This is a genomic window from Enterobacter vonholyi, from assembly GCF_008364555.1.
Classification (GTDB): Bacteria; Pseudomonadota; Gammaproteobacteria; order Enterobacterales; family Enterobacteriaceae; genus Enterobacter; species Enterobacter vonholyi.
Window position 1 is genome coordinate 273,590 of sequence record NZ_VTUC01000003.1, and the last position, 12,879, is coordinate 286,468.

The window sequence follows — 12,879 nt, forward strand, 5'->3', positions numbered from 1 at the left end:
CACCCCGCGTTTGCGTTATAGTGTTTTGACCAAATAAGCGGGAGAACATAATGATTAACGTGGAGATGTTATCCACCGGCGACGAAGTGCTGCATGGACAAATTATTGATACCAATGCTGCCTGGCTTGCCGATCTTTTCTTTGAGCAAGGATTACCGTTAACGCGCCGCAATACGGTGGGCGACAATCTTGAGTCACTGGTCGCTATTCTGCGTGAACGCAGTGAGCACTGTGACGTGCTGATTGTGAACGGTGGGCTCGGCCCTACCAGTGACGATCTCAGCGCGCTGGCCGCCGCGACCGCAAAAGGCGAAGGGCTGGTGCTGCATGAGGCGTGGCTCTCGCAGATGGAGCGCTTTTTCTCCGAACGTGGCCGCGTCATGGCCCCCAGCAATCGCAAACAGGCTGAAATTCCCGCCAGCGCCGAGCTGGTCGATAACCCGGTGGGTACCGCGTGTGGATTTGCCATGCAGCTGAACCGCTGCCTGATGTTCTTCACGCCGGGCGTGCCCTCAGAATTTAAAGTGATGGTCGAGCAGCAGATCCTGCCGCGCCTTCGCCAGCGTTTTACCCTGCCGGAACCGCCGCTGTGCCTGCGTCTGACCACCTTTGGCCGCTCGGAAAGCGATCTGGCCCAGAGCCTCGATCACCTTCCGCTGCCGCCTGGCGTGTCCATGGGCTATCGCTCCTCCATGCCGATCATTGAACTTAAGCTGACAGGCCCGGCCGAGCAGAAAGAGGCGATGCTGGCGTTGTGGCCCGAGGTGCAGCGCGTGGCTGGTGAAAGCCTGATCTTTGAAGGTACGGAAGGGTTGCCCGCGCAGATTGCGAAGCATCTGCAGGCGCGTCAGCTCAGCGTGACCTTAAGCGAGCAGTTCACCGGTGGCCTGCTGGCGCTGCAGCTGTCGCGCGTCAACGCGCCGCTGCTGGCCAGCGAAGTTGTGCCGTTCCAGCAGGAGACCCTGGCGCAGACCGCCCGCTGGGCGTCCGAGAGAAGGGTGAAGCATTTTGCCGGTCTGGCGTTGTTTGTCGGCGGGTTGGATGAAGAACATCTCAACTTCGCGCTGGCGACGCCCGAGGGCACCCACGCCCTGCGGGTAAAAATGAGCATTACCCGCCACAGCCTGGCGGTGCGTCAGGAGGTGTGCGCCATGATGGCGTTGAATATGCTGCGCCGCTGGCTGAATGGCAAAGAGGTGGCCAGCGAGCACGGCTGGATTAACGTGGTTGAGTCGTTGTTCGTGGAGTAACACCTGCGCCGGGGCCTTTCGCCCCGGCCATGTTCAGCCGAGCGCCTTTGCCAGCAGCGTAATCGGATGTTCGCAGCGCTTGCTGGTGGACATCTCAATCTGCCATTTGCAGGTTTCGCAGTCCGTTACTACGATATCTGCGCCGCTCTCCTCAATCTGACGAAACAGCGGGGCGCCAATCGCCTGTGACGTTTCGTAGTTTTCACGCTTAAAGCCGTAGGTTCCCGCAATCCCGCAGCAGCGCGAGTCCAGCACCGTCAGCTCCAGCCCCGGGATTAGCCGCAGCAGCTCCAGCGTATAGAGCGACCAGCCCATCTTCTCCATATGACAAGGTGTGTGATACACCACCTTCAGGGATAATTCCCTCAGCGGCAACGTCTGCCCGCTATCCAGCTTGCGCCACAGGAAACGTGTCGCCAGCTCGATGTGCTCGCGCAGTCCGGTGTTGTCCACGTCCAGTAGATGCGGGTACTCATCGCGCAGGGTAAAGGTACAGGTGGACGAGGTCGCCAGCACCGGAATACCTTTATCAACAATCGCTTCGCGCAGTGACGTGACATTGCTCTGAGCCTGCCTGCGCGCTTTATCGGTAAACCCGTTGGCGATCAGCGGTACGCCGCAGCACTTCTCTTTATTCAGTAGCTGAACGCCCGTTCCCATGGCGTTCAGCACCTTCAGCAGGTCTTTACCCAGCTGCGGGTGGTTGTAATTCACGTAGCAGCCGTGGAAAAAGGCCACCTGCTCGGCGTACTGCGCCTGTTTCGCCGCGACGGATTTATACCAGCGGCGGAACGTACCGTGAGAATATTTCGGCAGGCTGCGGTGATGGTCTATCTTCAGCGTGGCATCCAGCAGCTGGCGCACCGGTTTGAGGGAGGTCGCGGCATTCACCAGCGGGGCAAACGGCGTAGAGACGCTGCCCATCAGATCGGTATGGCTCAGGATCGCGTCACGCAGCGACGGCTTTTGCGCGCTGTAGCGTGCCCGGGCGCGCTGGATAATGTCGCCAATTTTCACATCAGACGGGCAGGCGACTTCGCAGCGTTTGCAGTTGATGCAGTATTTTAGCGCCTCGTCGTACAGCTTGCCGTCCTTCAGCCGCAGACGCTCGCCGTCCGGTCCGGCCTGCTTTGGTCCGGGATAGCGTGGGTTCACGCCGCTGACCGGGCAGACGGTGGTACACACCGTGCATTTGATGCAGCTTTCAAAACGGGTATCGTTCATTGTTCAGCCTCCGTGCGCTGGCTAATCTGCTCTGCCACATACAGCGCCGTGACGGCGCAGACTCCGCCACCGCACCCCTGAGCAATAGGATCGTACCCGCCCAGCAGCGAGCCGATGGCAAAGAGATTACTGACAGGTTTACCGGCAAGCTGCGGGTGTAACCGGTTATCGACAATCACGCCGAACTGCTGCCAGGGCTGCGGCGAGAAGAAATCACTTTGATACCAGTCCGCGCGGGAGGCATGCTGGCGAACATCCAGTCCCATAATAGCTTCCCGGATACCCTCCCGGCTGCTCAGGAGCCCGTTGCTGAAGAAGCTGCCGCTTGCCAGCACCGTATAGCGCGCACGAAGCGGAATATCGTCGTGGTTGCGCGTCCAGATTTCGCTCACCGCGCCGCCGGTCAGAGTGATTTTTTTCACCTCATCACCCGCCATCCACACGCCGCCCTGCGCGACAAACTGGCGCTGGAGCTGGGTATGCAGACGAATGCCGGGTACGGACGGAGGCAGCGTTGGCAGCAGGCCGAGCGAGCAGGGCAGACGATCCGATAGCCAGCGCCAGAGCCGGTTGTCGCGTAAGCCAAAGCAGGCGGGCATCAGCAGGGCGTCACAGCTGTCGCTGAGGGGCCTGAGCGCGTCATACAGCAGCGGCCATTTGTCCTCGTTATCCAGAAATCGGGCGATATTCACCGCGCGAAACTCGCTCGGGTTATCGCGCAGGACATCAAGCTCAGGTAGCTCTATCTCTGCCGTTTCGGCATTGATCCCCTGGCGGCAAAGCGACGCCGCCGCGAGATGGGGCTGAAAATCCAGAAAACCACTAATACCCACGACCCGAACGCGCGCGGCATTGAAGGGGGCAACGGGCACCTCCTCCGGGCTGAGCCAGGCAGAGCGTAAGGTACCGAGCGGCGTGACGCGCTGGTGATTGAGCCGGGCGCTCCCCTTCAGACGCGCGCCGCAGTCCGCCAGCAGCGCTTCGGTTTCCAGCGCAAAGCGGTCAACGTTGTGCGCGCCAATCAGGTGATAGGGGTGCTCCGGCGGCATCTTATCGCGGTACGTTTCGTCCACCAGATCCAGCGAGCCCGACGAGAAGTGCAGGGCGCTCTGGCCCCGTGTGATAATGGCGCAGCGCAGCCCCTGCCTGGTGAGCCTGATGCCGCAGAGCAGGCCTGCCAGCCCGCCGCCGACGATTACGGTATCAAATTTCATCGCGTTGCTCCTTCTCAAGACCGCAAAGCCCCTGGTAGACCCAGCGGGTAAATTCGCTTTCGCGCAGGGCATCGCCCCAGGCGACAGGCTGAATGCCTTTCCAGCGCTCGTTTAAAAACGCGCTGAGCTGATCGAGCGACTGGGTGGCGGTGGTGGTATGGAAGCGCTGCAGCAGTCCGGCGGCACGACAGGCGCACAGCTCGCCCTGACAGGTCCCCATTCCGACGCGGGTGCGGCGGCGAAGATCGAGCAGGCTGTTAACCGTCAGACTTTCCACCGCGTACTGCACCTCACCGGCGGTGACGGCTTCGCACTCGCACACCAGGCTGCGGCTCAGGCGCCCTTCACCGAGCCACTGCGGCGTTCTGTCGCCGTGGCGGTAAATAGCGGATCCGCGCAGTGGCGCGGGCAGGGAGATGATTTTTTGCAGCGTTTTTTCGGTGGACTGACGCGAGCCGGGCAGGGGTTGTTCTGCCGTCACGCACCGTTCGGTATTGCCCAGCTTGCGGGCGACGGCATCGGTCGCCCACTCGGCCATCAGGCGGTAGGTCATCAGCTTGCCGCCGGTGATGGTGATAAACCCGTCCAGCCCGTCACGCTCGGCGTGATCGAGCAGCACAATGCCCCGGCTGACGTTACGCCCGCTCGGATCGTTATCGCTGGCGACCAGCGGACGCACGCCTGCGTAGGCGCGCAGAATACGCGTCTGCGCCATCACCGGGGCCAGTTTTTCCCCTTCGCGCAGCAGGACATCGACCTCTTCAGCGGTAACGTGGTTGTAGTCAATCTCGCTATAGTCCACGTGGGTTGAGGTCGTACCGATTAATGAGATGGTGTCACCCGGCACCAGAATATCGGCATCTGACGGTTTGCGGCAGCGGTTAATTACGTGGTTATTGATGCGGTGGTCGAGGATCAGCAGCGAGCCTTTCGCCGGGAACATGCGCACCGACAGGTCCGCGTATTCCGCGATGCGCTGCCCCCATATCCCCGCCGCGTTAACCACCACGGCGGCATACAGCTCGCTGTGTTCGTTATATTGCGTATCAACGATCCGTACGCCGCAGATGCGGTTTCCCTCGCGGATAAGCCCGGTCACTTCGTGTCCGGTCAGGATGTGAGCGCCATGTTCGCGGGCGTCCAGCATGTTGGCGGCAGTCAGGCGGAAGGGGTCAACGGTGCCGTCAGGCACTTTGACCGCGCCGATAAGCGCCGGGTTAACCGACGGTTCCAGCCGCCGCGCCAGAGCCGGATCCATGGCCTCAGCCTGAATGCCCGCTGCACAGCAGGCGGTAATAAAGGTGTCCTGAAAGGTGAGGTCATCTTCGGGAAGAGTGATAAACAGGCCGTCAGTCGGCTCAATGCAGTGGCGGGCGATACGCTTGAGGATCTGGTTTTCAGCAATACATTCGCGCGCGGATTCAGCGTCGGTGACTGCATACCGGGCGCCGCTGTGCAGCAGGCCGTGGTTACGTCCGGTTGCGCCCGTGGCGATATCATGGCGTTCCAGAAGCGTGACGCTTAAGCCGCGAAGGGCGCAATCGCGCGCGATCCCGGCGCCGGTCGCGCCACCACCAATGATTATCACATCACTATAACGAGGATCGTGACTGGTCATTGTTTACCCTCTATGTTCGTTTTTTATCATTTAGCCATATTAATTTTGTGGTTTGTTTGATTTCGAACATAAACGCGCGGAATTCGAAAGTGAAACGTGATTTCATGCGCTTTTTTGCGCATTCTGTCATATTTCTGTAACAATCTGTGCGTTGATTCACAGTAACAATCACCGTGATTTCTTAACATCCCCGCCTCTGGAATTCAGGTGCGAGCCACCTGCTCATTCATTTCAAGGCCACGGAGGCTGTTATGCTCAGTATCTTCAAACCTGCGCCGCACAGGGCGCGTCTGCCAGAGGCAGAAATAGATCCGCTCTATCGCCGTCTGCGTTGGCAAATCTTCCTGGGGATCTTCTTCGGGTACGCGGCGTACTACCTTGTACGTAAAAACTTCGCGCTCGCCATGCCGTATCTGGTGGAGCAGGGCTTTTCCCGTGGCGATCTGGGGTTCGCGCTGTCGGGGATCTCCATCGCCTACGGTTTTTCCAAATTCATCATGGGTTCCGTGTCGGATCGCTCGAATCCGCGCGTGTTCCTGCCCGCCGGTCTGATCCTGGCGGCTGCGGTCATGCTGTTCATGGGCTTTGTGCCGTGGGCTACCTCCAGCATTGCCATCATGTTCGTGCTGCTGTTCCTCTGCGGCTGGTTCCAGGGGATGGGGTGGCCGCCGTGCGGGCGTACCATGGTGCACTGGTGGTCGCAGAAGGAACGCGGCGGCATCGTGTCGGTGTGGAACTGCGCGCATAACGTGGGCGGCGGTATTCCGCCTCTGCTGTTCCTGCTGGGGATGGCCTGGTTCAACGACTGGCATGCGGCGCTCTATATGCCTGCCTTTGGCGCCATTCTGGTGGCGATTATTGCCTTCGCCCTGATGCGCGACACGCCGCAGTCCTGCGGCCTGCCGCCGATTGAAGAGTACAAAAACGACTATCCGGATGATTACAGCAAGGAGCACGAAGAAGAGCTGACCGCTAAACAGATCTTCATGAAGTACGTGCTGCCGAACAAGCTGCTGTGGTACATCGCGGTGGCGAACGTGTTCGTTTACCTGCTGCGCTACGGCATCCTCGACTGGTCGCCAACCTACCTGAAAGAGGTGAAGCACTTCGCGCTGGATAAATCCTCCTGGGCGTACTTCCTGTATGAATATGCCGGGATCCCGGGCACGCTGCTTTGCGGCTGGATGTCAGATAAGGTGTTTAAAGGCAACCGCGGCGCGACGGGCGTCTTCTTTATGACCCTGGTGACCATTGCTACCGTGGTGTACTGGCTCAACCCGCCGGGCAACCCATCAGTAGATATGGCCTGCATGATCGTCATCGGCTTCCTGATTTACGGTCCGGTGATGCTGATCGGTCTGCATGCCCTGGAGCTGGCGCCGAAAAAAGCGGCGGGCACGGCGGCGGGCTTTACCGGCCTGTTCGGCTACCTGGGCGGTTCGGTCGCGGCGAGCGCCATCGTGGGCTACACCGTTGACTTCTTCGGCTGGGACGGCGGCTTTATGGTGATGATCGGCGGTAGCGTGCTGGCGGTACTGCTGCTGATTGTTGTGATGATCGGTGAGAAACGTCACCACGCGGAAGTGCTGGCGCGTCGTCAATAAGGAGCATTGCGATGAAATTATCTTACGTAACAACCGGCCTGCTGCTGGCGGGCCTGATGACAGGCTCCGCGCTGGCGGCGGATAAAATTGTTATTGCCCACCGCGGCGCCAGCGGCTATCTGCCGGAGCATACGCTCCCGGCGAAAGCGATGGCCTATGCCCAGGGTGCGGATTACCTGGAGCAGGATCTGGTGATGACGAAGGACGACCAGCTGGTCGTCCTGCACGATCACTATCTTGACCGCGTGACGGACGTGGCGGATCGTTTCCCGGACCGCGCGCGCAAAGATGGCCGCTTCTATGCCATCGACTTCACGCTGGCGGAGATCCGTTCCCTGAAGTTTACCGAGGGCTTTGAGATTGAAAACGGCAAGAAGGTGCAGGTCTATCCGGGACGTTTCCCGATGGGCAAATCTGACTTTCGCATTCATACCTTCCAGGAAGAGATTGAGTTTGTTCAGGGGCTGAACCACTCAACCGGTAAAAACATCGGCATCTATCCGGAAATCAAAGCGCCGTGGTTCCACCATCAGGAAGGAAAAGATATTGCCGCGAAGACGCTCGAGGTGCTGAAGCAGTACGGCTACACCGGCAAGAAGGACAAGGTCTACCTGCAGTGTTTTGATGCCGCCGAGCTGAAACGCATCAAAACCGAGCTGGAGCCGAAGATGGGGATGGATCTCAATCTGGTGCAGCTGATTGCCTATACCGACTGGAATGAAACCCAGGAGAAGCAGCCGGACGGGAAGTGGGTTAACTACAGCTACGACTGGATGTTTAAGCCGGGCGCGATGAAGCAGATTGCGCAGTACGCCGACGGCATCGGGCCGGATTACCACATGCTGGTGGCGGAAGGTTCAACGCCGGGTCACGTGAAGCTGACTGCGATGGTGAAAGAGGCGCACGCCAGCAGGATGCAGGTGCACCCGTATACCGTGCGTGCAGACCAGCTGCCGGAATATGCCACGGACGTGAATCAGCTTTATGAAGTGTTGTATAAGCAGGCGGGCGTGGACGGACTGTTTACGGATTTCCCGGATAAAGCGGTGACGTTCTTAAAATAGAAAAAAGGGCCGTAAGGCCCTTTTTTACATCTCGATCTCTATATCGCCTTTTGCCCGGCAGCAGCAGGGCAAAATTTCCCCTTCGTTGATAAAGGCCAGCGGCTCGGTCAGCCAGTCCACCTGGCCGGCGACCAGACGGCAACGGCAGGAGCCGCAGTAGCCGGAACGACACTGGTACTCTACTTCTACCTGATGCGCCTCAAGCGCCACCAGCAGAGAAGGGTGCTCCTCCCGACACAGTACCTCAGTGCCGGAAAGACTTAACGTGACGCGTGACATCAGAGCTGGAAGTTGCTCAGGTCGTCGGTGTTGACTTCAGAATCAATCTGACCGACCAGATAAGAGCTGACTTCCACTTCCTGCGGCGCAACCTGCACGTTATCGGACACCAGCCAGGTGTTGATCCACGGAATCGGGTTAGAGCGCGTCTGGAACGGAAGGTCGAGACCAACAGCCTGCATGCGGATGTTGGTGATGTACTCAACGTACTGGCACAGGATGTCTTTGTTCAGGCCAATCATGGAGCCGTCGCGGAACAGGTAGTCTGCCCACTCTTTCTCCTGCTGAGCGGCCAGCACGAACAGGTCGTAGCACTCCTGCTTGCACTCTTCAGCGATTTCCGCCATCTCCGGATCGTCCGTACCGCTGCGCAGCAGGTTCAGCATGTGCTGGGTGCCGGTCAGGTGCAGGGCTTCATCACGGGCAATCAGACGGATGATTTTGGCGTTGCCTTCCATCAGCTTGCGCTCGGCAAAGGCGAAGGAGCAGGCGAAGCTGACATAGAAGCGGATCGCTTCCAGCGCGTTGACGCTCATCAGGCACAGGTACAGCTGCTTTTTCAGCGCGCGCAGGTTCACGGTGATGGTTTTACCGTTCACGTGGTGGGTGCCTTCGCCCAGCAGGTGCCAGTAGCTGGTCATCTCGATCAGCTCGTCGTAGTAGTGAGCAATGCCTTCCGCGCGCTTCTGGATCTGCTCGTTGGTGACGATATCGTCAAACACAACCGCCGGATCGTTCACGATGTTGCGGATAATGTGCGTGTAAGAGCGGGAGTGAATGGTCTCGGAGAATGCCCAGGTTTCCACCCAGGTCTCCAGCTCAGGAATCGAGATCAGCGGCAGCAGCGCCACGTTAGGGCTACGTCCCTGAATGGAGTCCAGCAGCGTCTGGTACTTCAGGTTGCTGATGAAGATATGTTTTTCGTGATCCGGCAGCGACTGGTAGTCAATACGGTCGCGGGATACGTCCACTTCTTCCGGACGCCAGAAGAAGGAGAGTTGCTTTTCAATCAGCTTTTCGAAGATGTCATATTTTTGCTGATCGTAGCGTGCCACGTTGACCGGCTGGCCGAAGAACATCGGTTCTTTGAGCTGGTCGTTTTTCGTCTGTGAAAAGGTGGTATATGCCATGAGTGTGTCCTGTCTTACGAAATAAAGGCGGGGATATCCCCGCCCTTCATTAGATCTTACATGCGCCGCTTTCGCAGCCATCGTCCTGAATTGACGGTACCAGGTCGTCCTGCGCGTCTTCCGCACCATCACGGGTGTTGTGATAGTACAGGGTTTTCACGCCAAATTTGTAGGCGGTGAGCAGGTCTTTCAGCAGTTGCTGCATCGGGACCTTGCCTGACGGGAAGCGCGTCGGGTCATAGTTTGTATTGGCAGAGATCGACTGGTCGATAAACTTCTGCATGATACCCACCAGCTGCAGGTAGCCGTCGTTGTTTGGCATTTCCCACAGCAGCTCGTAGTTGTCACCCAGCGTCTCGTAATCCGGTACCACCTGACGCAGCACGCCGTCTTTCGACGCTTTAATGCTGACGTGGCCGCGCGGTGGCTCAATACCGTTGGTGGCGTTAGAGATCTGCGAAGAGGTCTCAGACGGCATCAGGGCAGAGAGCGTGGAGTTACGCAGGCCGTGAGTCTTGATGGACTCGCGCAGGCCTTCCCAGTCGAGGTGCAGCGGCTCGCTGACAATCGCATCCAGGTCTTTCTTGTAGGTGTCGATTGGCAGAATGCCTTTCGCGTAGGTGGTTTCGTTGAACCACGGGCACGCGCCTTGCTCTTTCGCCAGCTCGTTGGACGCTTTCATCAGGTAGTACTGAATCGCTTCGAACGTCTGGTGCGTCAGGTTGTTGGCGCTGCCGTCAGAGTAACGCTTGCCGTTTTTCGCCAGCCAGTAGGCGAAGTTGATCACGCCGATACCCAGGGTACGGCGGCCCATCGCACCGCGTTTAGCGGCCGGGATTGGGTAATCCTGGTAGTCCAGAAGGGCGTCGAGCGCACGAACCGCCAGCACGGCCAGCTCTTCCAGCTCGTCCAGGCTCTTAATCGCGCCCAGGTTGAACGCGGACAGCGTACACAGCGCGATTTCGCCGTTTTCGTCGTTCACGTCTTCCAGCGGTTTGGTCGGCAGGGCGATCTCCAGGCACAGGTTAGACTGGCGCACTGGCGCAACCACCGGATCAAACGGGCTGTGGGTGTTGCAGTGGTCAACGTTCTGGATGTAGATACGGCCGGTAGAGGCACGTTCCTGCATCATCAGGGAGAACAGGTCTACCGCCTTCACGCGCTGCTTACGGATGCTGTCGTCTTTTTCGTATTTGGTGTACAGACACTCGAACTCGTCCTGATCGGCAAAGAACGCGTCATACAGGCCCGGGACGTCGGACGGGCTGAACAGGGTGATGTCTTCGCCTTTCAGCAGACGGGTGTACATCAGCTTGTTGATCTGCACGCCGTAGTCCATGTGACGCACGCGGTTGCCTTCCACGCCTCGGTTGTTTTTCAGAACCAGCAGGCTTTCCACTTCCAGGTGCCACATCGGGTAGAACAGGGTCGCAGCACCGCCGCGCACGCCGCCCTGTGAGCAGGATTTTACGGCCGTCTGGAAGTGTTTATAGAACGGGATACAGCCGGTGTGGAACGCTTCACCGCCGCGAATCGGGCTGCCCAGCGCACGGATGCGACCGGCGTTGATGCCGATACCGGCACGCTGGGAGACGTATTTCACGATGGCGCTGGAGGTGGCGTTGATTGAATCCAGGCTGTCACCACACTCGATCAGTACGCAGGAGCTGAACTGACGGGTTGGGGTACGCACGCCAGACATGATCGGCGTCGGCAGAGAAATCTTGAACGTGGATACCGCATCGTAGAAACGCTTCACGTAATCCAGACGGGTGTCACGCGGGTAGTTAGAGAACAGGCAGGCTGCCACCAGAATGTAGAGGAACTGGGCGCTTTCGTAGATCTCACCGGTTACACGGTTCTGAACCAGGTATTTGCCTTCGAGCTGCTTCACCGCCGCGTAGGAGAAGTTCATGTCGCGCCAGTGATCGATAAACCCGTTCATCTGCTCGAACTCTTCTTCCGTATAGTCTTCCAGCAGATGCGTGTCGTATTTGCCCAGCTCAACCATTTTCACCACGTGATCGTAAAGCTTCGGCGGCTCAAACTGGCCGTAGGCTTTTTTACGCAGGTGGAAAATCGCCAGACGTGCAGCGAGGTACTGATAATCCGGTGCTTCGCGGGAGATGAGGTCTGCCGCTGCTTTAATGATCGTTTCGTGGATATCAGACGTTTTGATGCCGTCGTAGAACTGAATGTGGGAGCGCAGTTCAACCTGGGAGATAGATACGTTGTTCAGTCCTTCTGCTGCCCAGTCGAGAACTCGATGGATTTTGTCCAGATTGATACGCTCGGTAGTACCGTCGCGCTTTGTCACCAGCAGACTCTGATTCATGTGGGTTTTACCTGTCCGTGAAATAAAAAATATCCCCCGTTTATCCACAGATCCGTCTTGTGACTAACTCTGTGGATAAATACTACATGTAGGGGGTTTGCGATAAGAAAAACGCTATATGGTGAGTATTCTAGTATCGAATCTTTTCAGCACAAGGGTTGATTTTGGCGTTAAATTGAGGTTGTGAAAGGGTAAAAAAGGCTAAGTCCTCGTACCGTAAGGCCTGGAAGACATGTCAATAATTAAGAAAAAAAATTCAAAATTTGATCGAGTGCTGATTTCTTCAACGGGAGGTCAGAATTGCGCAACATGATGTCGCGCAATCTTTATAAGAATAACGAATGACGTTAGTCGTTTTTGGCGGTTGTGTGCAACATATAGTTAACATCAACGCCCGGTGCGAGTTTGAATTTATTGGTTAGCGGATTGTAGTGCAGGCCGGTGATGTGCTGCTCTTTGAGCCACGTCTGGTCAACCCAGCTTAACAGCTCCGCAGGCTTGATGAATTTCTTCACGTCGTGCGTCCCTTTCGGCACCATGCGCAGTACATACTCCGCGCCAACGACGGCCATCAGCCACGCTTTACCGTTACGGTTGATGGTTGAGAAGAAGACCTGGCCGCCCGGCTTCACCAGTTTTGCACAGGCATGTACCACCGACTGCGGATCGGGTACGTGCTCCAGCATCTCCATGCAGGTCACCACATCGTACTGATGGGCGTGTTTTGCCGCGTGTTCTTCCACGGTTTCCTGCACGTAGTCTACCTGTATGCCAGACTCCAGCGCATGAAGACGGGCAACCTGCAGAGGTTCAAAGCCCATATCCAGGCCCGTGACGTTCGCCCCTTCGCGCGCCATGCTTTCCGCGAGGATGCCGCCGCCGCAGCCGACGTCGAGCACTTTCTTACCGAACAGGCCGCCGGAACGCTCCGCGATATAGCCCAGACGCAGCGGATTAATGCGATGCAGCGGTTTGAACTCACCTTCGAGATCCCACCAGCGGGACGCCACCGCTTCAAATTTGGCAATCTCTTCGTGGTCGACGTTGTGAGCCACCGGGGATTTTTCGGCATTCATGGGCGCTTTTACTCCTTATTTAGCAAGACAAAGGAGTATATCAGGCAATCCCCGTGAATAAAGCGTATAGGTTTACCTCAATCAC

General features: G+C 57.8%; 10 protein-coding genes. 3 read left to right on the forward strand and 7 right to left on the reverse strand.

Annotated features, from left to right (window positions below):
• Positions 1-50 precede the first annotated feature (50 nt).
• Complete coding sequence (locus F0319_RS05765; RefSeq protein ID WP_111965283.1) at positions 51-1,250, forward strand: nicotinamide mononucleotide deamidase-related protein YfaY; 1,200 nt, start codon at positions 51-53, stop codon at positions 1,248-1,250.
• A 33-nt stretch (positions 1,251-1,283) separates the two neighbouring features.
• Here F0319_RS05765 and glpC read toward each other — a convergent pair whose 3' ends face one another.
• Genes glpC through glpA form a run of 3 tightly spaced genes read right to left on the reverse strand, consistent with a single transcriptional unit; the run spans position 1,284 to position 5,306 of the window.
• Positions 1,284-2,474: an anaerobic glycerol-3-phosphate dehydrogenase subunit GlpC gene (gene glpC / locus F0319_RS05770; protein ID WP_149366450.1), complete on the reverse strand. Its 1,191-nt coding sequence runs from the start codon at positions 2,472-2,474 to the stop codon at positions 1,284-1,286.
• Entirely contained in the window at positions 2,471-3,688 is a 1,218-nt protein-coding gene (glpB, locus tag F0319_RS05775) for a glycerol-3-phosphate dehydrogenase subunit GlpB (RefSeq protein WP_149366451.1), read from the reverse strand. Before glpB ends, glpC begins: the two co-directional genes overlap by 4 nt.
• Positions 3,678-5,306, reverse strand: coding sequence for an anaerobic glycerol-3-phosphate dehydrogenase subunit A (gene glpA / locus F0319_RS05780; RefSeq protein ID WP_149366452.1), 1,629 nt, complete (start codon positions 5,304-5,306; stop codon positions 3,678-3,680). Before glpA ends, glpB begins: the two co-directional genes overlap by 11 nt.
• Before the next feature lie 251 nt (positions 5,307-5,557).
• On the opposite strand from glpA, the gene glpT reads away from it, so the two are divergent.
• Entirely contained in the window at positions 5,558-6,910 is a 1,353-nt protein-coding gene (gene glpT / locus F0319_RS05785) for a glycerol-3-phosphate transporter (RefSeq protein ID WP_045354273.1), read from the forward strand.
• 11 nt (positions 6,911-6,921) lie between these two features.
• A complete protein-coding gene (gene glpQ, locus F0319_RS05790; protein ID WP_149366453.1) occupies positions 6,922-7,974 on the forward strand; it encodes a glycerophosphodiester phosphodiesterase in 1,053 nt (350 codons plus the stop codon).
• 24 nt (positions 7,975-7,998) lie between these two features.
• Here the strand turns inward: glpQ and yfaE are convergent, their stop codons facing one another.
• From yfaE to ubiG, 4 genes are all read right to left on the reverse strand, one after another.
• Positions 7,999-8,253: a class I ribonucleotide reductase maintenance protein YfaE gene (gene yfaE, locus F0319_RS05795; protein ID WP_008500234.1), complete on the reverse strand. Its 255-nt coding sequence runs from the start codon at positions 8,251-8,253 to the stop codon at positions 7,999-8,001.
• Complete coding sequence (nrdB, locus tag F0319_RS05800) at positions 8,253-9,383, reverse strand: class Ia ribonucleoside-diphosphate reductase subunit beta (protein WP_047074992.1); 1,131 nt, start codon at positions 9,381-9,383, stop codon at positions 8,253-8,255. The genes yfaE and nrdB overlap by 1 nt, the downstream gene beginning before the upstream one ends.
• 49 nt (positions 9,384-9,432) lie before the next feature.
• Entirely contained in the window at positions 9,433-11,718 is a 2,286-nt protein-coding gene (nrdA, locus tag F0319_RS05805; protein WP_149366454.1) for a class 1a ribonucleoside-diphosphate reductase subunit alpha, read from the reverse strand.
• Positions 11,719-12,065: 347 nt separating this feature from the next.
• Entirely contained in the window at positions 12,066-12,794 is a 729-nt protein-coding gene (gene ubiG, locus F0319_RS05810) for a bifunctional 2-polyprenyl-6-hydroxyphenol methylase/3-demethylubiquinol 3-O-methyltransferase UbiG (RefSeq protein ID WP_021241539.1), read from the reverse strand.
• Positions 12,795-12,879: the final 85 nt, after the last annotated feature.